16 protein-coding genes are annotated in these 20,200 nt (G+C 73.0%); 8 read left to right on the forward strand and 8 right to left on the reverse strand.

What is annotated here, in order from left to right; all coding sequences use genetic code 11:
• Window positions 1–2: 2 nt before the first annotated feature.
• From ACF07V_RS07540 to ACF07V_RS07550, 3 genes are read right to left on the reverse strand one after another with little or no spacing between them, the layout of a single operon-like run.
• Window positions 3–596 carry a TetR/AcrR family transcriptional regulator gene (locus ACF07V_RS07540; RefSeq protein WP_392152049.1) on the reverse strand — a complete coding sequence of 198 codons (594 nt, stop codon included), beginning with the start codon at window positions 594–596 and terminating at the stop codon, window positions 3–5.
• Window positions 593–1,381, reverse strand: a complete 789-nt coding sequence (locus ACF07V_RS07545) for an SDR family oxidoreductase (protein ID WP_392152051.1) — start codon at window positions 1,379–1,381, stop codon at window positions 593–595. Before ACF07V_RS07545 ends, ACF07V_RS07540 begins: the two co-directional genes overlap by 4 nt.
• A complete protein-coding gene (locus tag ACF07V_RS07550; protein WP_392152053.1) occupies window positions 1,378–2,544 on the reverse strand; it encodes an acyl-CoA dehydrogenase family protein in 1,167 nt (388 codons plus the stop codon). The genes ACF07V_RS07545 and ACF07V_RS07550 overlap by 4 nt, the downstream gene beginning before the upstream one ends.
• 45 nt (window positions 2,545–2,589) lie before the next feature.
• Here ACF07V_RS07550 and ACF07V_RS07555 point away from each other — a divergent pair, with 45 nt between their 5' ends.
• The 5 genes from ACF07V_RS07555 to ACF07V_RS07575 all read left to right on the forward strand — a co-directional run bounded on the left by ACF07V_RS07555 (window position 2,590) and on the right by ACF07V_RS07575 (window position 8,169).
• Window positions 2,590–3,447: an enoyl-CoA hydratase gene (locus ACF07V_RS07555; RefSeq protein WP_392152055.1), complete on the forward strand. Its 858-nt coding sequence runs from the start codon at window positions 2,590–2,592 to the stop codon at window positions 3,445–3,447.
• The gene (locus ACF07V_RS07560) at window positions 3,447–4,616 is read left to right on the forward strand and encodes an acyl-CoA dehydrogenase family protein (protein WP_392152057.1); all 1,170 of its coding nucleotides are present in this window, start codon (window positions 3,447–3,449) and stop codon (window positions 4,614–4,616) included. The genes ACF07V_RS07555 and ACF07V_RS07560 overlap by 1 nt, the downstream gene beginning before the upstream one ends.
• A complete protein-coding gene (locus tag ACF07V_RS07565; RefSeq protein ID WP_392152386.1) occupies window positions 4,616–5,602 on the forward strand; it encodes an acyl-CoA dehydrogenase family protein in 987 nt (328 codons plus the stop codon). The genes ACF07V_RS07560 and ACF07V_RS07565 overlap by 1 nt, the downstream gene beginning before the upstream one ends.
• A gap of 114 nt (window positions 5,603–5,716) precedes the next feature.
• Window positions 5,717–7,099, forward strand: a complete 1,383-nt coding sequence (locus tag ACF07V_RS07570) for an MFS transporter (RefSeq protein ID WP_392152058.1) — start codon at window positions 5,717–5,719, stop codon at window positions 7,097–7,099.
• A complete protein-coding gene (locus ACF07V_RS07575; RefSeq protein WP_392152060.1) occupies window positions 7,096–8,169 on the forward strand; it encodes an acyl-CoA dehydrogenase family protein in 1,074 nt (357 codons plus the stop codon). Before ACF07V_RS07570 ends, ACF07V_RS07575 begins: the two co-directional genes overlap by 4 nt.
• A gap of 51 nt (window positions 8,170–8,220) precedes the next feature.
• On the opposite strand, the gene ACF07V_RS07580 is transcribed toward ACF07V_RS07575, so the two are convergent.
• Together ACF07V_RS07580 and ACF07V_RS07585 are read right to left on the reverse strand one after the other, a co-directional pair.
• Window positions 8,221–9,435, reverse strand: coding sequence for a glycosyltransferase (locus ACF07V_RS07580; protein WP_392152061.1), 1,215 nt, complete (start codon window positions 9,433–9,435; stop codon window positions 8,221–8,223).
• 128 nt (window positions 9,436–9,563) lie between these two features.
• Window positions 9,564–10,232, reverse strand: coding sequence for a class I SAM-dependent DNA methyltransferase (locus ACF07V_RS07585; RefSeq protein ID WP_392152065.1), 669 nt, complete (start codon window positions 10,230–10,232; stop codon window positions 9,564–9,566).
• 274 nt (window positions 10,233–10,506) lie between these two features.
• On the opposite strand from ACF07V_RS07585, the gene ACF07V_RS07590 reads away from it, so the two are divergent.
• On the forward strand, window positions 10,507–12,102 hold the full coding sequence (locus ACF07V_RS07590) for a hypothetical protein (RefSeq protein ID WP_392152067.1): 1,596 nt from the start codon (window positions 10,507–10,509) through the stop codon (window positions 12,100–12,102).
• A 406-nt stretch (window positions 12,103–12,508) separates the two neighbouring features.
• Window positions 12,509–15,871, forward strand: coding sequence for a S8 family serine peptidase (locus tag ACF07V_RS07595; RefSeq protein ID WP_392152069.1), 3,363 nt, complete (start codon window positions 12,509–12,511; stop codon window positions 15,869–15,871).
• A 76-nt stretch (window positions 15,872–15,947) separates the two neighbouring features.
• Here ACF07V_RS07595 and eno read toward each other — a convergent pair whose 3' ends face one another.
• A complete protein-coding gene (gene eno, locus ACF07V_RS07600) occupies window positions 15,948–17,255 on the reverse strand; it encodes a phosphopyruvate hydratase (protein ID WP_392152070.1) in 1,308 nt (435 codons plus the stop codon).
• 175 nt (window positions 17,256–17,430) lie between these two features.
• On the opposite strand from eno, the gene ACF07V_RS07605 reads away from it, so the two are divergent.
• Window positions 17,431–17,853 carry a MarR family winged helix-turn-helix transcriptional regulator gene (locus tag ACF07V_RS07605; protein WP_392152072.1) on the forward strand — a complete coding sequence of 141 codons (423 nt, stop codon included), beginning with the start codon at window positions 17,431–17,433 and terminating at the stop codon, window positions 17,851–17,853.
• On the opposite strand, the gene ACF07V_RS07610 is transcribed toward ACF07V_RS07605, so the two are convergent.
• Together ACF07V_RS07610 and ACF07V_RS07615 are read right to left on the reverse strand one after the other, a co-directional pair.
• Entirely contained in the window at window positions 17,850–18,803 is a 954-nt protein-coding gene (locus tag ACF07V_RS07610) for a nucleoside hydrolase (protein WP_392152074.1), read from the reverse strand. The two genes, ACF07V_RS07605 and ACF07V_RS07610, sit on opposite strands and share 4 nt — an antisense overlap.
• A gap of 204 nt (window positions 18,804–19,007) precedes the next feature.
• Window positions 19,008–20,198 carry a cytochrome P450 gene (locus tag ACF07V_RS07615; RefSeq protein WP_392152076.1) on the reverse strand — a complete coding sequence of 397 codons (1,191 nt, stop codon included), beginning with the start codon at window positions 20,196–20,198 and terminating at the stop codon, window positions 19,008–19,010.
• Window positions 20,199–20,200: the final 2 nt, after the last annotated feature.

Raw genomic sequence — 20,200 nt, forward strand, 5'->3', positions numbered from 1 at the left:
TGTCATGTACGGGTGGCGGGGGCGATGCCCTCCAGCACCATGGACAGGTACTGGCGGGCGATCTCCTCCGGGCTGTGCTGTCCGTCCGGCCGGTACCAGGACGCGGCGACCCAGACGGTGTCGCGCACGAAGCGGTAGGTGAGCCGGACGTCGAGGTCGGTGCGGAAGACCCCGGCGGCCACGCCGCGCTCCAGGGTCCTGAGCCAGGCCTCCTCGAATCTCCGCTGGGAGCCGGCGAGGTAACCGAAGCGCGGCTGCTCCCGCAGGTGCCTGGACTCCTTCTGGTAGATGGCGACGGCGGCACGGTGCCGGTCGATCTCCCGGAAGGATTCGGTGACGAGGGCCTCCAGGGTCTCCCGGGGGCCGAGCAGCGCGCCGAGCACGGTGTCGTACCGGGCCCACAGCTCGTCCAGGAAGGCGCGGAGGATCTCGTCGAGCATCGACTCCTTGGAGTCGAAGTGGTAGTAGAGGCTGCCCGCGAGCAGGCCGGCCGCGTCGGCGATGCGGCGGACGGTGGTGGCGTCGTACCCCTGGGCGGCGAACACCTCGGCCGCGGTGTCCAGGATTTCGCGGCGCCGTTCCGGCGCCGGTCTCACGGGTGCTGGCTGCTGACGGAGAGGACCTCGCCCGTCAGGTACGAGGAGTAGCCGCTGGCCAGGAAGACGATCACGTTGGCCACCTCCCAGGGTTCGGCGTAGCGACCGAAGGCCTCGCGGGAGGTCAGCTCCTCGAGGAGTTCGGGGGTGGTGACCTTCACCAGGTGCGGGTGCATGGCCAGGCTCGGGGAGACGGCGTTGACCCGTACGCCGTACTCGGCGGCCTCCAGGGCGGCGCAGCGGGTGAGCGCCATGACGCCGGCCTTGGCGGCGGCGTAGTGGGCCTGTCCCTTCTGGGCTCGCCAGCCGATCACCGAGGCGTTGTTGACGACGACTCCCCCGGCGCCCGCTTCCTTCATCCGGCGCAGTGCGGCCCGGGTGCAGCGGAAGGTGCCGTTGAGGGTGACGTCGAGGACCTTGTCCCACTGTTCGTCGGCCATGTCGACGAGGTCGGCGGTGCCGCCGAGTCCGGCGTTGTTGACGACGATGTCGAGGCGTCCGTGGCGCTCGACCGCGAGGTCGAACAGGGCGGCGACCCGGGTCTCGTCGGTGACGTCGCAGGGCAGGGCGGCGACGCGGTCGGCGCCGAACTCGGCGGCGAGTTCGGCCTCGGACTCCTTGAGTCTGCGGGCGTGGGCGTCGGAGATGACGACCCGCGCACCCTCTTCCAGGAGCCGCCTGGCGGTGGCGCCCCCGATGCCGGCGCCGGCGGCGGCGGTGACGACGGCGTCGCGGCCGGCGAGCAGACCGTGGCCCGGCACGTAGGGGGGTGGGGTGCCGGTCATGGGCGGACCTCCTTGGGCAGGCCGAGGACGCGCTCGGCGATGATGTTCCGCTGGATCTCGTTGGAGCCGGCGTAGATGGTGTCGGAGCGGGAGAAGAGGTAGAGCCGCTGCCAGTCGGTGAGGTCGTACGGCTCGCCGTCGGCCAGCGTTCCCGCGGCCCCGCAGACGTCCATGGCGAGTTCGCCGAGCTCGCGGTGCCAGGTGGCCCAGAAGATCTTCCCGATGGAGGCCTCGGGTCCCGGGGCTCCGGCGGCGACGCCGTCGAGCATGCGCAGGGCGTTGAACCGTATGGTCTCCAGGCCGATCCAGGCGCGGGCGATGCGGTCGCGGATCAGCGGGTCGGCGGCCGCGCCGTTGCGTTTGGCCAGCTCGATGAGGGCTTCCAGCTCGCGGCGGAAGCCGACCTGCTGGCCGAGGGTGGACACGCCGCGCTCGAAGCCGAGGGTGGCCATGGCGACCCGCCAGCCGTCGCCGGGGGCGCCGACGACGTGGGAGGCGTGGGTGCGGGCCCCGTCGAAGAAGACCTCGTTGAACTCGGAGGTCCCGGTGAGCTGGACGATGGGGCGGATCTCCACTCGCGGCTGGTCCAGGGGGACGAGCAGGTAGGACAGGCCGTGGTGGCGGGTGGAGCCGGGTTCGGTGCGGGCGACGACGAAGCACCAGTCGGCCTCGTGGGCGAGTGAGGTCCACACCTTCTGCCCGGTCACCACCCATTCCTCACCGTCCCGCTCGGCGCGGGTCCGTACGTTCGCGAGGTCCGAGCCGGCGTCCGGCTCGGAGTAGCCCTGGCACCACTGCTCCTCGACGCTGACGATCTTCGGGAGGAAGCGCTCGCGCTGTTCGGGGGTGCCGAAGGCGATGAGGGTGGGTCCCAGGAGCTGTTCGCCGATGTGGCTGACGCGGGCGGGGGCGTCGGCGAGCGCGTACTCCTCGTGGAAGGCGACCTGCTGTTCGAGGCTCGCACCCCGTCCGCCGTACTCCTTGGGCCAGCCGACGCAGGTCCAGCCGGCGGCGGCCATGTGCCGCTCCCAGGCGAGGCGTTCGGCGTGCGCCTCGTGTTCCCGTCCGGGGCCGCCCCGCCCGCGCAGGGCGGCGAACTCGCCCGTGAGGTTGGCGCGCAGCCAGCCGCGGACCTCTCTGCGGAACTCCTCGACGTTGCTCATGGCCGTACGTTAACCTACCAAACACTTGTTAGGGAAGGAGGGCGGATGTCCGCTGCCCGCACCGCATCCACGGCCCCGGTCCGCTACGAACGCCTCGGCCCGGTGGCCGTGGTCACGATGGACAGGCCCGATTACCGCAACGCCCAGAACTCCGCGATGACCTACGCCCTCGACCGCGCCTTCTACCGCGCGGCCGACGACGACGAGGTGAAGGTCGTCGTGCTCGCCGGAGCGGGGAGGCACTTCTCCGCCGGCCACGACATCGGCACCCCCGAGCGGGACGCCCACCTGCCGTTCGACCGCCGGGCCGGACTCTGGTGGGACCACTCGGACAAGCAGGGCGCGGAGAGCCGCTTCGCCCGCGAGTCCGAGGTCTACCTGGGCATGTGCCGACGCTGGCGCGAACTGCCCAAGCCCATGATCGCCTCGGTGCAGGGCGCCTGCGTCGCGGGCGGCCTGATGCTCGCCTGGGTGTGCGACCTCATCGTCGCCGCCGAGGACGCGTTCTTCGCCGATCCCGTGGTCCGCATGGGCATCCCCGGCGTCGAGTACTTCGCCCACCCGTGGGTGATGCCGCCGCGCATCGCCAAGGAGTTCCTCTACACCGGTGACCGCATGGACGCCCGGCGCGCCTACGAGGTCGGCATGGTCAACCGGGTCGTCCCGCCCGGAGAACTGGTGGAGAGGACCCTGGAGTTGGCGAACCGCATCGCCGAGATGCCCCGCATGGGCCTGGCCCTGACCAAGCGCGCCGTCAACCAGGCCGAGGACCTCCAGGGCCTGCACACCGGCATGGACTCGGTCTTCGGGCTGCACCACCTCGCGCACGCGCACAACGCCGAGACCGCGCCCGACGCGCTCGGCGGCATGGACATACGAGCGATGAAGGCGGCGGGAGCCTGATGGACCTCGACTTCACCGCGGCGGAGGACGCCTTCCGGGCCGAGGCCCGCGCCTGGCTCACCGCCCACGTACCCGACACCCCGCTGCCCTCCCTGGAGACGGAGGAGGGCTTCGCCGCCCACCGGAAGTGGGAGCGGACCCTTTCCGCCGACCGCTGGTCGGTGGTCTCCTGGCCCGAGGAGTACGGCGGCCGGGGCGCCTCGCTCCTCCGGTGGCTGGTCTTCGAGGAGGAGTACTACGCGGCCGGCGCCCCCGGCCGCGTCAGCCAGAACGGCATCAACCTCCTCGCCCCCACCCTCTTCGAGCACGGCACCGACGAGCAGCGCGCCCGCGTCCTGCCCCCCATGGCGAGCGGCGAGGTCATCTGGGCCCAGGCCTGGTCCGAGCCCGAGTCCGGCTCCGACCTCGCCTCGCTGCGGTCCACGGCCCGGCGGACCGACGGCGGCTGGCTCCTGAGCGGCCAGAAGACCTGGTCGTCCCGGGCGGCCTTCGCCGACCGCGCCTTCGGCCTCTTCCGCAGCGACCCCGACGCCGCGAAGCCGCACCAGGGCCTGACGTACCTGATGTTCCCCCTGGACGCCGACGGGGTGACCGTACGGCCCATCGGGCGTCTCGACGGCAAGCCCGCCTTCGCGGAGCTCTTCCTCGACGAGGTGTTCGTGCCCGACGAGGACGTGATCGGCGCCCCGGGGCAGGGCTGGCGGGTCGCGATGAGCACCGCGGGCAACGAGCGGGGGCTCACCCTGCGCAGCCCGGGCCGGTTCACGGCCGCCGCCGAACGCCTCACGGCACTCTGGCGGGAGACCGCCGATCCCGCCGACAGCGCCCTGCGCGACCGGGTCGCCGACGCGGTCATCGGCGCCCGCGCCTACCGGCTGTTCGCGTACGCGGGCGTCTCACGCATCGCCGCCGGAGGCTCGATCGGCGCCGAGTCCAGCCTCAACAAGGTCTTCTGGTCCGAGCTCGACATCGCGCTCCACGAGACCGCCCTCGATCTGCTCGGACCGTACGGCGAGCTGTCCGACGGCGCGCCGGACGCGCCAGCGCACGGCGGCTGGGCCGAGGGCCACACCTTCTCCCTCGCCGGCCCCGTCTACGCCGGCACCAACGAGATCCAGCGCGACATCATCGCCGAGCGGCTGCTCGGCCTCCCGAAGGGACGCCGGTGATGCGGTTCCTCCTCGACGACGAGCAGCGGGAGTTCGCCCGCTCCCTCGACGCCATGCTCACAGCGGCCGACACCCCCGCGGCCGCCCGCGCCTGGGCGGCCGGGGACACCGCGCCCGGCCGCGCGCTCTGGTCCCGGCTCGCGGAGGCGGGCCTCTTCGCCCTCGCCGTGCCGGAACGGCACGACGGTCTCGGCCCGCTGCCCGTCGAACTGGCCGTCGCCCTCACCGAAGTCGGCCGCCACGCCGTACCCGGCCCGCTGGTCGAGACGGTCGCGGCCGCGGCCTTCCTCGACCGGCTCGACGGGGCCGCGGCCGCCACCTGGCTGCCGCAGATCGCCTCGGGGAAGGCGCTCGTCTCCCTGTGCGTGCCGGCCGCCGGCAGCCCCTACGCCCTGGACGCGGACACCGCCGACGCCGTCCTCGTCGTCGAGGACGACGCCGTGCGCCTGGCGGAGACGGCCGGCCCCGTCCAGCCCTCGGCCGACCCCGCGCGCCGCCTGGCCCGCCCGCTCGGCGGAGCCGTCCTGGCGCGCGGCCCGGCCGTGACGGCCGCCGCCGCGCACGCCTGCGAGGTCGCCGCCCTCGCCACCGCCGCCCAGTCCCTCGGCCTCGGCCGCGCCCTGCTCGAACGGACCGTGGAGTACGTGAAGCAGCGCACCCAGTTCGGGGTCGCCATCGGCTCCTTCCAGGCGGTGAAGCACCGCCTCGCGGACACGCTCATCGTCCTGGAGTTCGCCCAGCCCCTGCTCCACTCGGCCGCGCTGGCCCTCGCGGAGGGCGCGGACCACCGTTCCGCCGAGATCGCCGCGGCGAAGGTCACGGCGGGCGAGGCCGCGTACGCCGCCGCCCGCACCGCCCTCCAGCTCCACGGCGCCGTCGGCTACACCGAGGAGCTGGACCTCGCCCTGTGGATCCGCAAGGCCCGTCCCCTCCGCGACGCCTGGGGCACCCCCGCGGCCTGCCGCGCCCGCGTCCTCGCGTCCTGAGCGGTCCCCCGGACAGGCCCGCCGCCCAGGGCCGGGCAGTGGGCCCGAACCCCCACACCCGGGCCCACCACCGCTCACCCGTCCCCACCGTCCCTACCGCACCCGGGAGTCAGCGTGTCCCCCGCACCGTCCCCGCACGTCCCCGAGAGACCTTCGGACCCCGCACTGCTGCGCAGGGTGGCGCTGTCGAGTCTGCTCGGCACCGTCATCGAGTACTACGACTTCCTGCTCTACGGCACGATGGCCGCGCTCGTCTTCGGCGAGCTGTTCTTCCCCGAGTCCGATCCCACCGTCGGCACGATCGCCGCCTTCGGGACGCTCGCCGCCGGCTATGTGGCCCGCCCGCTCGGCGGCGCCGTCTTCGGCCACTTCGGCGACCGGCTCGGCCGCAAGTCCATGCTCGTCCTCACCATGGCCCTCATGGGCGTGGCGAGTTTCCTGATCGGCGTCCTCCCGGTGTACGGGACGATCGGCGTCGCCGCGCCCGTCCTCCTGGTGCTGTTCCGCGTCGTCCAGGGCATCGCCATCGGCGGGGAGTGGGGCGGCGCGACGCTCATGGTCGTCGAGCACGCCGACGCCCGCCGCCGGGGCCTGTGGAGCGGCGTGATGCAGATGGGCTCCCCCATCGGATTCCTGCTCTCCACGGTCGCCGTCACCCTCGTCTCGCTGCTCCCCCACGACTCCTTCCTGGCCTGGGGGTGGCGCGTCCCGTTCCTGTTCAGCGCGGTCCTCCTCGGCATCGGCCTGTACGTGCGCGTCAGCATCACGGAGAGCCCGCTGTTCCGGCAGGCGGCGCGGCGGGGCGACGCCGGTGAGGCGCCCGGTGTTCCGCTGGCGCAGGTGCTGCGCAAGCCGCGCAATCTCGTCCTCGCGTGTGCCGTGGGCATCGGCCCCTTCGCCCTGACGGCGCTGATCAGCACGTTCATGCTCACGTACGCCACGGCCATCGGGTACGCCACGTCCGAGGTGATGACCGGGCTGCTCTTCACCTCGGTCACCGGCCTGGTGACCATCCCGCTGTTCTCCGCGCTGTCCGACCGCGTCGGCCGCCGGGCCGTGGTCCTCGCCGGTGCGGCCGGCGTCGTCCTGCTCGCCTTCCCGGTCTACGCCCTGGTCGACGCGCGCTCGACCACGCTGCTGATCCTCGGCATGGTCATCGGCCAGGTGGTGCAGTCCGCGATGTACGCGCCGCTGGGCCCGCTGCTCTCCGAGATGTTCGGCACCCGCGTCCGCTACACCGGCGCCTCGCTCGGCTACCAGCTGGCCGCTCTCATCGGGGGCGGATTCACCCCGATGTTCGCCGGCAGTCTGCTCTCCGCCTCCGACGACATCCGCAGCACGCCCCTCGTGGTGCTCGCCGTCGTCTGCGGGCTCGTGACCGCGCTCGCCGTGTGGCGCACCGCCGAGACCCGGGGCCGGGACCTGTCGGCGGAGGACCCGGCGGCGCCGGACGAGCAGCCCCGTACCCGTACGACATCGAGAGGAGCCGAGGCATGAGGCCGACGGAGGAACAGGAGGAACTGCGGTCCGCCGTACGGGCCGTGCTCGGGCGCCACCCGGGAGAGACGGCCTGGCGGCCGCTGACCGAACAGATCGGCGTCGCGGGTCTCGCCGTGCCCGAGGAGTACGGCGGTGCCGGGTACGGGGCCGGGGAGGTCCACGTCGTGGTGGAGGAGCTGGGGCGCGACCTGAGCCCCGTCCCGTACCTCGGATCCGCGGTGCTCACGGTGCAGGCGCTGCTCGCCTCGGGCGACCCGGAGGCGTGCGCGCGGTTGCTGCCCGACCTGGCCTCGGGTGCCGTGGTGGGGGCCCTGGCCTGGGCCGAGGGCGGTTCCTGGGAGCCGTCGGCGGTCCGGGCCGAGGCCACCGCGGGTCCCGGCGGGACATGGCGGCTCACCGGGACCAAGGAGCACGTCCTCGACGGCGCCGGCGCCGAGGTGCTGCTCGTCGCCGCCCGTACCGGAGCCGGGGTGTCGCTCTTCGAGGTTCCGGCCGACGGCACGGGCGTGGACCGGGCGGCAACCGTGACGATGGACTCCACCCGGGCACAGGCGCGCGTGGTGCTCACGGAGGCGGAGGGCAGGCTCGTGGGAGCGGACGGCGATGCCGAGCGGGTGCTCACGCACGTGCTCGACCTCGCCTGCACGGCGCTCGCCGCCGAACAGGTCGGCGCCGCCGCGCGCTGCCTCGAACTCACGCTGGCCTACGCCAAGGAACGGGTCCAGTTCGGGCGACCCATCGGCTCCTTCCAGGCGGTCAAGCACCGCCTCGCGGACGCCTACGTCCTGGTGGAGTCGGCGCGCTCGGCGGCGCTCGGCGCCTCCTTCGCCGCCGCCGCGGGCGACCCGGAGCTGTCCCGCCACGCGGCCGCCGCCAAGTCCGCCTGCTCGGAGGCGTTCTCGGCGGTGGCGGGCGAGATGATCCAGCTGCACGGCGGCATCGGCATCACCTGGGAGCACGACGCCCACCGCTACTTCAAGCGGGCGCACGGCTCGGCCCAGCTCTTCGGCCCGCCGGCCTGGCACCGCGCCCGTCTGGCGGCCGACCTGGGTCTGGCCGTGGCCTGACGGGCCGGGGGCGGGCCAGTGCGCCCCGCCCCGTACGGTCCACTCCGTCCGTCACCCGGCGCGTACGGCGGCGATGTGGGCGAGCACCGGGGCCGCGCCGTCCTCCGCGGCGATCCCGCGACCGAGTTCGGCCGCGCGCCGGCGGAGGGCCGGTTCGGACACGCAGGTCGTGATCGCGTCGCCGAGGACCTCGGCGGTGAGGTCCTGGAACGGCACGGGCCGCGGGGCGACTCCCAGCGCGTGCAGCCGGGCCGCCCAGAACGGCTGGTCGTACATGACGGGGACGGGCACAGCGGGGACCCCGGCACGCAGTCCGGCCCCGGTGGTGCCCGCCCCCGCGTGGTGGACGACGGCGGCGGTACGCGGGAACAGCCAGTCGTGCGGGACGTCGCCGACGGCCAGGACGTCGGAGCCCTGGCCGACCAGCTCGGCCCATCCCGCCTGCACCACCGCGCGGACGCCCGCCCGCTTCACCGCCGCGGTCACCAGTTCGCCGAGCCGTTCGCCCTCCCCCGGCGCCATGCTGCCGAAGCCGAGGAAGACCGGGGGCGGACCGACCTGGAGGAAGTCGGCCAGTTCGGCCGGGGGTTGCCACTGGTCCGGCCGCGCGGGCCACCAGTAGCCCGTCACGTCGACGCCGGGCGGCCAGTCCTCGGGGCGCGGCAGCACCAGCGGGCTGTAGCCGTGGAAGGCCGGCCGGATGCCGGCCGCCGCCGAGGGCGTGTCGGCGGGGAGTCCGAGGCGGTCGCGCAGCCGGGTCACGGCGCCGGCGAACGCCCCTTCGGCGCGCCTGAGCACGTCCCGGCCCGCGGCGAGGTTTCCCTCGGGACCCGTGCCTCCGTCGCTCCGCGCGTGGGGCAGCGCGAACGTCCGGGTGGCGAAGGACGACACGAGGTAGGTGCCGACGACCGGGATGCCGAACGCCTCACCGGCCGTCCGGCTCAGCGGGGCCGGGCCGTGGGCCGTGAGCAGCAGGTCGGCTCCGCCCGCCACGGCGTCCGCCACCCCGTCGGCGAGCCCGTCCGCGTACGCCCTCGTCAGCGCCTGGGCCTCCTCCCGCGAGGACGCCCGTGACCAGCCCCGCAGGAGCGCCTCCGGGTCTCCGGGCATGGGCCGGTGTTCGAGGCCGCATCCGCCGACGAGCGCGGCGAAGGACGGGTGGGAGGCCACGGCGACCTCGTGGCCCGCGTCGAGCAGGCGGCGTCCCAGGCCGGTGAAGGGCGCGACGTCTCCGCGGGAACCGGCGGTGATGATCAGAATGCGCATGCCGCGATTCAACACCCGGCCGCTCGCGCCGGGCCCGTGACCGGCCGCCCTCGCCGAGGGCCGGGGTCCCGCGACCACGTGGAACGGAGCGTCTGGACCGGGCTCACCGGTACAGATGCTCCGGTCCGTCAGCCGGGTCGCCTCGCCATGACGACGACGCCCGGGCCGGTGTGCTCGTCCGCGGGGAGGCGGAGTTCGGCGACCGGGTGCAGGCCTGCCCGTTCGATCAGGTCCACGAGTTGCTCCGGCCGCCATTGGTGGGTGGTCCAGCGGACACCGGCGCTCCCGTAGGCCTCGGTGCGCAGGATGTCCTCGTCGCCGACGTGCGTCGCGGTGATGAAGTGCCCGCCCGGCTTCAGGGCCCGCGCGAACATGCCGAGGACCTGCGGGAGGACCTCCCGGGGGAGGTTGAAGAGCGACCACCAGCCGAGCACTCCGCCCAGGGACTCCTCGGCGAGGTCGAGTTCGGTGGCGGAGGCGACGCCGAAGCGGCACTCCGGATGCAGCCGGCGCGCGTTCTCGATCATGCGGGGGGAGAGGTCGACCCCGGACACGTCGAGCCCGCGCTCGGCGAGGTACGCGGTCACCGTTCCGGGTCCGCAGCCGACGTCGAGGACGGGCCCCGACTCGCCGACGCTGTCGGCGAAGGCGTCGATCGACGCCTTGAGCCACGGGTGCTGACGGATGTCGCCGATTCCCGTCGTCAGCACCATGTCGACGTAGTTGTCGGCCACCCGGTCGTAGGAGTCACGGACCACGTCGAGATCTGTCGGGCGGTCGATTCGCTGGGCACACATCGGCCCAGGATAGGAGGGCCCGAAGGCCCACCGTGTGGATCTTGTGCGGATCGGCGACAGGTCTTGCACCGAACCGCCGCCGAAGCCACGGATCCCGGCCGCTCCGTCATCAGGACCCGCCCCCGATCCGGCGGTGCGATCCGGGCACGTCGGCTTCAATCGCCCACCATAAAAGGGTTGTTGCCGCCAATTCCGGCAGGCTTGCGTTTCGCTCGGGCGTTCTGGAACCCTCCGTGCCACTTGTCTGACGCTTCATCAACGGAGGCACCCACCCATGCCCTCAAGGCGAATACGCCGCGCCTGGCTCACCGCAGCCGCCGCGGCCTCGCTCGTGTTCACCGGCCTCGTGGCTCCGGCCGAGGCCGAGGTCGTCCCGCGGGACGTCTCGGACCCCACGGTCCAGGAGCCGCTCGCGGCCGAGGCCGCCGCCTCGCCCTTCGCGGCCACCGCCTGGACCTCGCCCGGCGGCGCGGCCTCGCCCGGTGACTTCACCATGTCGCCCGGCGCGCTGAACGCCGAGACCACCTCGCGGGTCACCCGCCTCGACGCGGTCCTCCCCAAGTCGGGGGTGCAGAACCTCCTCGCCGGGGCGAACCGCACCGTGACGCCGTGGTGCTCCCGCGACCCGTTCGGCACCGCCGCGGATCCCGACATCAAGTACTGCCTGCAGAGCGACGACTCCACCTCGCAGGAGTGGGTCCCGCAGGGATTCTCGGGCGTCTCGGACGCCCAGGACGACGAGCTGTGGGGCACGGCCGGGAACATCCAGCTGTTCGCCTCGTACGACGGCTGGGACCCGGGCCGCGAGACCGACCCGGACCCGGCCACCGGCGACTGCACCACGGCCGAGCTGGAGGCCGACGACGCCTGCAACCAGAAGGGCGTCCGCATCACCTTCGTCCAGAGCCGCACCAACCCGGCGACCGGCAGCCCCGAGGTCAAGTACCGGCACGTCCTGCTGGGCTGGACCTACATCAACTCGGCCGACCACGTCTCCTTCGACGGTCTGCACGCCTCCGAGTACCCGATCCAGAAGGGCGTCCACGCCGGCGGGATCGTCTGGTACGGCAACTACCTGTACGTCGCCGACACCCGCAACGGCCTGCGCGTCTTCGACATGCGTTACATCATGGACCTGGACCCGGACGGCGACCCCGGCACGCACGACGCGATGGGCAGCGACACCGACGGTGTGCAGACCACGGCCAACACCGAGGACAAGACGAAGGTCGGCCGGCACGACAACGTCTGGTACAGCTTCGGCTACCGCTATGTGATGCCGCAGGTCGCCGCCTGGAAGTTCAAGGCGACGCAGAGCAACCCCGCGGGCTCCTACGCCTGCGTCTCCACCGGCGCCCCGAAGGCCTCCTACATCTCCCTGGACCGCAGCACCACCCCGGACCGTCTGCTCATGGGTGAGTACTGCCGTCCGGAGAGCGGTTACCCGTCCACCGGCCGCATCGCCTCCTTCCCCGTCGCCGACCTGGAGGGACGCTCCGCCGACGTGACCGCGGAAGGCTGGGCCAACTACCTGCCGCTGACCAACGGCGGCGCCCAGGGCGCGGCCGCGTACAACGGCACGCTGTACGTGAACGAGTCGAAGGGCACGGACGAGCCGGGCAACCTCTGGCGCTACGGCTGGAGCAACGGCCAGCTCGTCACGAACGGATCGGCCGTCAAGACCGCCCGGGGCGCCGAGGACCTCTACGTCGAGCGGGGCACGGGCCGCCTGTGGTCCCTCTCCGAGCACCGCCCGGGGTCCGCGTCCGACTGCACGGCGAACCGTGACGCCGCCGATCCGGTGGGCACGGACTACTGCCAGCGGGTGCTGTACGGGCACAAGCTGAGCTGGCTCGACGGCCGGCCGTAGCGCGACCGGCGGGAGTGCGTCCCTGCCGGCCGGACGCGCCCGGATGGAGAGCGGTTCCGTCCGGGTGCGGATACGGCCAAGCGGAGGGGCGCGCTCCCCGCGCACGGGCGCGGATCCCCGAAACGCCCGTGGGGCCTGCCCCGGGACGGTTCCGGCATGCGCCGCTGTCGCGCAAGGATCGCGCCGCCGTCATCGTGCCGTCACATCGCCATCGTCGCCCGATCACACACGACGACCGCACGATGGCTTGAATCCAAGCACATCAACGCCCCACTCCCCCAGCCGCGTTGATCACGTCCTCCGCTCCTCACATACTGCGCTGACCGGCGACGGACGCCTCGCGCTCCGGGCCGGAATCGACCATTCGACCTCATCCCGAGCTCCTGGGGGAGACTTGCGCGCACCTGTGCAGAGAGCACGCGCCTTCACCATCGCAGCGGCCACATCGGTGGCCCTCGTCGCGGGCATGACCGGCCCGGCGACGGCGATCACCGCGACCGAGACGGCCGCACCGGACACCACCCCGCACGTCGGCGGCACCCAGCGGATCCCGCTCGTCACGGGCGACCGCGTCGTGGTGGACGCCAAGGGCCGGATGGTGGGCTTCGAGTCCGCCAAGGGCCGCGAACACATACCCGTACAGATAGAGCGCACCGGGGACCACACCCTCGTGGTGCCCGGCGACGCGCGGCGTCTGATCGCCACGGGCCGCCTCGACCAGCGGCTCTTCGACCTCGACGTGCTCACGGACCCGCGGCTCCGCAAGAGCCACCGCGCGGGGCTCAAGCTCATCGTGCGGTACGAAGGGGGTGCCGGCGCCGCCCGGGCCGAGGTGCGTGCCGCCGGGGACACCCAGCTGCGGCGCACCTTCCCGACGATCGACGCCGACGCCATCCGTACGTCCCCGGACGACGTGGCCCGGCTGTGGGAGGCGCTGACCGACCGGCAGAACAGCGGCCTGCGCGCCACCGCCTCCGGCATCGCCACGGTGTGGCTGGACGGGGTGCGGGGCGCGAGCCTGGACCGCAGCGTCCGGCAGATCGGCGCCGATCGGGCGTGGGAGTCCGGGTTCGACGGTACGGGCGTGAAGATCGCCGTCCTCGACACCGGCGTCGACAAGACCCACGACGACCTGAAGACGCAGGTCGTCGGCGAGAAGAACTTCTCCGCCTCGGCCGACGCCGTGGACCGCGTCGGGCACGGCACGCACGTCGCGTCGATCGCCGTCGGTACCGGCGCCAGGTCCGGCGGCCGGTTCAAGGGCGTCGCCCCCGGCGCCAAGGTGATCAGCGGGAAGGTCCTCGACGACGAGGGGTACGGGGACGACTCCGCCGTCATCGCGGGCATGGAGTGGGCCGCCGCCGAGGGCGCGGACGTCGTCAACCTCAGCCTCGGCGGCCCGGACAGCCCCGGCGTCGACCCGCTGGAGGCGACGGTCGACCGGCTGTCCGCCGAGAAGGGCATCCTGTTCGCCGTCGCGGCGGGCAACGAGGGCGAGTCCGGCCCGTCGTCCGTGGGCTCCCCGGGCAGCGCGGACTCCGCGCTGACCGTCGGCGCCGTGGATCAGGACGACAGGCTCGCCTCGTTCTCCAGCACCGGTCCGCGCGTGGGCGACGGGGCCGTCAAGCCGGACCTGACCGCGCCCGGCGTCGCCATCACCGCGGCCGCCGCCCCCGGCAGCCTCATCGACACCCGCCCCGGCACACCGCACCCCGCGCCGGGCTACCTCACGATCGACGGCACCTCCATGGCGACCCCGCACGTCGCGGGCGCCGCCGCGATCCTCAAGCAGCGGCACCCCGACTGGAAGTCCGCCGAGCTCAAGGGCGCGCTGACCGGCTCCGCCAAGGGCGGCGCCCACACCGCCTTCCAGCAGGGCTCGGGCCGGATCCAGGTCGACAAGGCGCTCGCCCAGAGCGTCGTCGCCGAGCCGGTGTCGCTGAACTACGGCACCGCGCTGTGGCCGCACACCGACGACAAGCCCGTCGGCAAGAAGGTCGCCTATCGCAACCTCGGGGCCGCCGACATCACGCTCGACCTGTCGGTGGCGTCCCTGGACCCCTCGGGCAAGCCGGCCCCGGCCGGGTTCTTCACGCTCGGCGCCCCGAAGGTGACGGTGCCCGCCGGCGGCACGGCCGAGGTGGACCTCGTCGCCGACACCAGGATCGGGGACGCCGACGGCACCTACTCGGGCTACGTCACCGCCACCGGCGCGGGCCAGTCCGTCCGCACGGCCGCGGTGGCCGTCCGGGAGGCGGAGTCGTACGACCTCACGGTCCGGGCACTCGGCCGCGACGGCGCCGACGCGCAGAACTTCTCCACCACGCTGACCGGGGTCGGCGGGCCCGCCGCGAACTTCCAGGCCCGCGTGGACAACGAGCCGGGCGCGCACACGATCCGTGTGCCGAAGGGTTCGTACACCCTCAACACGGCCGTCTACCAGGACCCGTCGGACTACAGCGCGGGCACCGACTGGATCGCCCGTCCGAAGCTGGACGTCACGGCCGACACCACGGTCGTCTCGGACGCGCGCACCACCAAGCCGGTGACCCTGACCGTGCCCGGCATCGACAAGGCCGACTACGCGGGGACGTACTACGAGGTCGCGACGGACATCGGCCGGGTCGGAAACGGCTGGGTCCTGCGGGGCTTGACCGGTTTCCGCACCGCCCATCTGGGTCCGGCCGTCACGGACGGTTCGCTCCTGCAGACCTGGGACGCGCACTTCCTGAAGGACGCCGGCAGCCAGTACTCGGTGGCCTTCGGCGGGAAGGTGAGCACGGTCGCGACCGGCTACAGCCGGCACGTGAAGGCGACCGAGCTGGCCACCCTCAAGGTCGGTCTCGGCGCCTCCGCCCCGGGGAAGACCGCACTGGCCTCCCCGTACGCCCATCTGCCGGGCGCGCCGGAGGGCAACGGCTTCTCCGCACCGCAGCCGGCGCCGGGCACGCGCACCTTCTACGTCTCCACCGGCGACGGCGCCACGTGGCTCACCCGGTACAACCAGCTGGGCGACAAGGACGAGTGGGGCTACCCGGCCTTCGAGGGTGCTTGGGAGATGGTCCGGCCGAAGCGCTACGAGGCCGGCCGGACGTACCGCGAGACCTTCAACACGGGCGTCCAGGGCCCGCTCCTGGGTGAGGGCACGGGTGTCTTCCGCACCGCTCCGGACCCGGTGACGGGCGTGCAGCAGATCGTCGGGGCCGTGCCGCTGTCCTCCGACGGCGCGGGGCACGTCGGGACCGTCCCCTACTCCTCGGCCACCTCGACGCTGTACCGCGACGGGGTGAAGGTCGCCGAGAACACCGACCCGCTGAGCGGTTACGAGCCGTTCACGGTCGACGCCGCCGACGCCGCGTACCGGCTGGTGACCTCCGTGGAGCGCCCGGCGAAGGCCGGCGCGGTCTCCACGCGGATCGAGACCGGCTTCACGTTCCGTTCGCAGCAGGTCGCGGCCACGACGGCGCTGCCGGTGTCCACGGTCCGCTTCGCGGCCCCCGTCGACCTCGCCTCGCGGGTCCCCGCGGGCGCCTCGGTCCTGGTCCCCGTGACCGTGCAGGGCGCCGCGGCCGGTGCGAACCTGAAGTCCCTCTCGGTGTCGGTGAGTTACGACGCCGGGAAGACCTGGCAGCCGGCGAAGGTCGTGGGCGGCCTGCTCTCGGTGAAGAGCCCGGCGAAGGACAGCGGCATCGCGCTGTCCGCCGAGGTCACGGACAAGCAGGGAAACACCTCGACGGTGACCGTCCACAACGCGTGGCTCGGCAAGTGATCCCCTCCCGGTGACCCCGGTCGCCGGACGCGGCGTCACCACCTCCCGGTGGTGACGCCGCTCTCCGTCGTGCGGGTCACGCCCGGCGCAGTGCGGAGCGGCCCGCGAAGCGCGCCGAGTCGCCCAGCTCCTCCTCGATCCGGATCAGCTGGTTGTACTTCGCCGTGCGGTCGGAGCGGGAGAGCGAGCCGGTCTTGATCTGACCGCAGCCGGTCGCCACCGCCAGGTCCGCGATGGTGGTGTCCTCCGTCTCGCCCGAGCGGTGCGACATGACGGCCGTCCAGCCCGCCCGGTGGGCCGTGTCCACCGTGGCCAGCGCCTCGGTCAGGGTCCCGATCTGGTTGACCTTGACGAGGACCGAGTTGCCGACGCCGGTACGGATGCCCTCGCGCAGCAGCGTCTCGTTCGTGCAGAACACGTCGTCGCCGGTGAGCTGGCAGCGGTCGCCCACGCGGGCGGTCAGCTCCCGCCAGCCGTCCAGGTCGTTCTCGGCCATCGGGTCCTCGATGGAGACGATCGGGTAGGCGTCGATGAGCTTGGCCAGGTAGTCGGCGTTCTCGGAGGGGGTGCGGCGCACCCCCTCGCCCGCGTAGTCGTACACCCCGTCGCGGAAGAACTCGGAGGAGGCCGGGTCCATGATGAGGGCGATGTCCGCGCCGGGGCGGTAGCCGGTGCGCTCGACGGCCGACACCACGAAGTCGAGCGCCTCCTCGGCGGTGCGCAGCGCCGGCGCGAAGCCGCCCTCGTCGCCGACGCCCGTGGAGTGCCCGGCGGCCAGCAGGTCGCGGCGCAGGGTGTGGAACACCTCGCTGCCCATGCGGACGGCCTCGGCGAAGGTGTCCGCGCCCACGGGCGCGATCATGAACTCCTGGAAGTCCAGCGGATTGTCGGCGTGGGCGCCGCCGTTGACGATGTTCATCATCGGCAGCGGCAGGAGGTGGGCGTCGGCGCCGCCGAGGTAGCGGTAGAGGGGCAGGCCGTGGGCGACGGCGGCGGCCCGGGCGGTGGCGAGGGAGACGCCGAGGACGGCGTTGGCTCCGAGCCGTGACTTCGTGGCGGTCCCGTCGAGGGCGATCAGGGCGGCGTCGAGTCCCGCCTGGTCCGCCGCGTCCCGGCCGCGCACGGCCCTGGCGATCTCCCCGTTGACGTGGGCGACCGCGCGGTCGACTCCCTTGCCGTGCCAGCGCGCGGCGTCTCCGTCGCGCAGTTCCACGGCCTCCCGGGCGCCGGTGGAGGCGCCGGAGGGGACGGCCGCGCGTCCCAGGGACCCGTCCGTCAGGACGACGTCGACCTCGACCGTGGGGTTGCCGCGGCTGTCGATGATCCGGCGGGCGGTGACGGCCTCGATGACGGCGTCGACGGTCCCGGCTTCCTTGGTGGACATGGTGGTTCCTCCCCGTGGTGGTGTGCCGTGGCCCCGGTTGCGTCCGCGCTGACACTGAGCCCGACAGCCCAAACCCTACAGCAATGCTGTTCAGTTTCTCTGTTCAGTTTTGCTGTACAGCATTGCTGTGCAGGTCAGCCGTACGGCACGGCCGACCCCCGGGGTAAAGTGCCGTATGCCCACCCCGGAAGCCGCCACCATCGCCACCGAACTGCGCACCGCGATGGGCAAGCTCACCCGACGCGTCAAGGACGAGGACCGCATCCCGCTCGGCCAGGCCGCCGTACTCGGCGCGCTCGACCGGAACGGCGCCATGACCACCAGCGACCTCGCCGCCGATCAGCGGGTACGCCCCCAGTCGATGGCCCGTGCGGTGGGACTGCTCATGGAACAGAACCTGGTCACGCGCCGGGCGCACCCCACGGACGGCCGGAAGTCACTGGTCGAGCTGTCGGACGCGGGACGGTCCGCTCTCGAGGCGGAGCGAGGCCGCAGGGCCGGCTGGCTCGCGCAGGCCATCGAGGCCGAACTCACCGACGAGGAGCGGGCGTTGCTGGCACGGAGCACCGCGCTCCTCGAACGGCTGGCCGCGCGCTAGCGGCGGTCGCTCCCGCCGAGTACGCGTACGGCCTCCACGATCAGATCCCAGAAGCCGTCGGTGTCGACCTCCATGCCGACCGCGGTCTCGGCGGGCAGGCCCGTCACCCCGTGCAGGTCCACGACCGTCGCGCCCCGTGTGTGCGTGCCGTTCAGCTCGACCGTCACCGCCGCCCGCACCAGGCTGACCAGCGACGGGTTGATCAGGTGGGCGACCGTCAGCGGATCGTGCAGCGGGGGCGCGTCGAAGCCGTACACCTCGCGGTAGGTGGACGCGAAGTAGGTGAGGAGGTCGACGCAGAGCCCGCTCAGCGGGGTGTCGAGCGCGGCGATCCGGGCGACGACCTCCGGGGTGGCCCGTACCTGATGGGTGGCGTTGAGGCCGAACATCGTCACCGGCAGTCCGCTGCGGAAGACGATGTCCGCCGCCTCCGGATCGCACAGGATGTTGAACTCGGCGGCGGGCGTGGTGTTGCCGCGCCCCGTCGAGCCGCCCATGAGCACGATCCGCTCGATCCGCCCGGCGAGTTCGGGGTGGGCGAGCAGGAAGACCGCGATGTTGGTGAGCGGTCCGGTCGGTACCAGGGTGACCGGCGACGGGTGCGCCAGGAGGGTGTCGCGGATGAGGGTGAGGGCGTCGCGCGGGTCCTGCGGGACGTCCGGCTCGCGCTCGCCGAATCCGGGCCCGTCGAGGCCGGAGTCGCCGTGGATGTTCTCGGCGATCCGCCGCGGCCCGTGCAGCGGCCGGTCGCGGCCGGCCGCGATCGGCACGCCCTTGATCCCGGCGACCGAGCAGACCCGGCGGGCGTTGAGCGTGGTCTTCTCCAGCGTCTGGTTGCCCGCGACGGTGGTGATCGCGAGCAGGTCGATCGCGGGGTGCGCGGCGGCCAGGAGGATGTTGAAGGCGTCGTCGTGACCGGGATCGCAGTCGAGAATCACGGGGACCGGCATGCCCTCACCGTGCCACATCGGGCGGGGCTTGCGAAGGACGCGGGCTCCTGACCCGGCCACGCACCTCGGGGACGGGCGCTCCATGTGCGCGGCGCAGGCGGCGACGGAGAGGGACCTCGGCCCGTTCCGGACGGAGCACCGTATCTTCCGACGGCGGAACCGCGCCGGGCGCGGGCACAGTGGGGTGCCCGCGCCCGCGCGCGGTCACGCGTCCCAGGTGACCGGGAGGCTCTTCACCCCGTAGATGTCCGCGGTCTCCGGGCGCAGGGCGACCTCCTCCGCCGGGACGGCCAGGCGCAGCGTCGGGAAGCGCCTGAACAGCGCGGCGAACGCGACCCGCATCTCGACGCGGGCGAGCTGGGCCCCCAGGCACAGGTGGATGCCGTGGCCGAAGGCCAGGTGCCCGGTGTGCTCCCTGCGGAGGTCCAGCTCATGGGGGTCGGTGAAGCGCTCGGGGTCACGGTTGGCGGTGTTGTACGACAGGACGACCGTCGTGCCGGCCTCGATGATCTGCCCGCCCACCTCGACGTCCTCCAGCGCCGTCCTCATGAAGGACTTGGCGACGGTCAGGTACCGCAGCAGTTCCTCGACGGCCCCGTCGGTGAGCGCGGGATCGGCGCGCAGCGCGTCGAGCTGCTCCGGGTTCCGCAGCAGCGCGAAGGTGCCGAGGGACAGCATGTTGGCGGTGGTGTCGAAGCCGGCCGCCAGCAGGATCAGGCTGATCCCCCTCAGTTCCTCGTCCGTCAGATCGCTGTCGGTGAGTTCGCTGAGCACGTCGTCGGTGGGGTTCGCGCGCTTGGCGGCCACCAGCTGCGCGAGGTACTCCTGGGTCGCGGTGTAGGCCGCGATCAGCTCCTCGTCGCTCACCGCCCCGCCCATGAACTTGTCGATCTGCTCCTGGAAGGAAGCGCGGTCCTCGTACGGCACCCCGAGGATCTCGCAGATCACGATGGTGGGGATGGGCTTGGCGAACGCGGTCACCAGGTCCGCCGACGGCCCGGCCGCCTCCATCGCGTCCAGGCAGTCGGCGGTGATCTCCTCCACGCGCTCGGCGAGCAGACGCATCCGCCGCGCGGTGAACTTGCCGACGAGCGGCTTCCGGTAGCGGCTGTGCTGCGGCTCGTCCATGAGGAGGAACTCGCCGGGCGGCGCCGGCGGAAGCTCGAAGTCCACCACGTTCATGAGGTCCTTGCGCGAGCTGAAACGCGGGTCGGCCAGGACCGACTTGACCAGGTCGTACCCGGTGATGAGCCAGCCGGGTTTCCCGCCGGGGTGGGTGTAGCGGCTGATCGGGCCGTGCTTGCGGGCGTCGATCAGTCCGGCCGGCGGGTCGAAGGGGCATCCGGACGGGCGCTCGGTCGGCAGGTCGGTGACGGTGTGGACGGACTCGCTCATGG

It is taken from the genome of Streptomyces sp. NPDC015661 (assembly GCF_043077765.1).
GTDB lineage: Bacteria > Actinomycetota > Actinomycetes > Streptomycetales > Streptomycetaceae > Streptomyces.

Bases quoted from the DNA above. Each gene is read 5' to 3' on its own strand.
- ACF07V_RS07545 (WP_392152051.1), bottom strand. From the start codon at position 1,381: ATGACCGGCACCCCACCCCCCTACGTGCCGGGCCACGGTCTGCTCGCC.
- ACF07V_RS07550 (WP_392152053.1), bottom strand. From the start codon at position 2,544: ATGAGCAACGTCGAGGAGTTCCGCAGAGAGGTCCGCGGCTGGCTGCGC.
- ACF07V_RS07555 (WP_392152055.1), top strand. From the start codon at position 2,590: ATGTCCGCTGCCCGCACCGCATCCACGGCCCCGGTCCGCTACGAACGC.
- ACF07V_RS07560 (WP_392152057.1), top strand. From the start codon at position 3,447: ATGGACCTCGACTTCACCGCGGCGGAGGACGCCTTCCGGGCCGAGGCC.
- ACF07V_RS07565 (WP_392152386.1), top strand. From the start codon at position 4,616: ATGCGGTTCCTCCTCGACGACGAGCAGCGGGAGTTCGCCCGCTCCCTC.
- ACF07V_RS07575 (WP_392152060.1), top strand. From the start codon at position 7,096: ATGAGGCCGACGGAGGAACAGGAGGAACTGCGGTCCGCCGTACGGGCC.
- ACF07V_RS07580 (WP_392152061.1), bottom strand. From the start codon at position 9,435: ATGCGCATTCTGATCATCACCGCCGGTTCCCGCGGAGACGTCGCGCCC.
- ACF07V_RS07585 (WP_392152065.1), bottom strand. From the start codon at position 10,232: ATGTGTGCCCAGCGAATCGACCGCCCGACAGATCTCGACGTGGTCCGT.
- ACF07V_RS07590 (WP_392152067.1), top strand. From the start codon at position 10,507: ATGCCCTCAAGGCGAATACGCCGCGCCTGGCTCACCGCAGCCGCCGCG.
- eno (WP_392152070.1), bottom strand. From the start codon at position 17,255: ATGTCCACCAAGGAAGCCGGGACCGTCGACGCCGTCATCGAGGCCGTC.
- ACF07V_RS07605 (WP_392152072.1), top strand. From the start codon at position 17,431: ATGCCCACCCCGGAAGCCGCCACCATCGCCACCGAACTGCGCACCGCG.
- ACF07V_RS07610 (WP_392152074.1), bottom strand. From the start codon at position 18,803: ATGCCGGTCCCCGTGATTCTCGACTGCGATCCCGGTCACGACGACGCC.
- ACF07V_RS07615 (WP_392152076.1), bottom strand. From the start codon at position 20,198: ATGAGCGAGTCCGTCCACACCGTCACCGACCTGCCGACCGAGCGCCCG.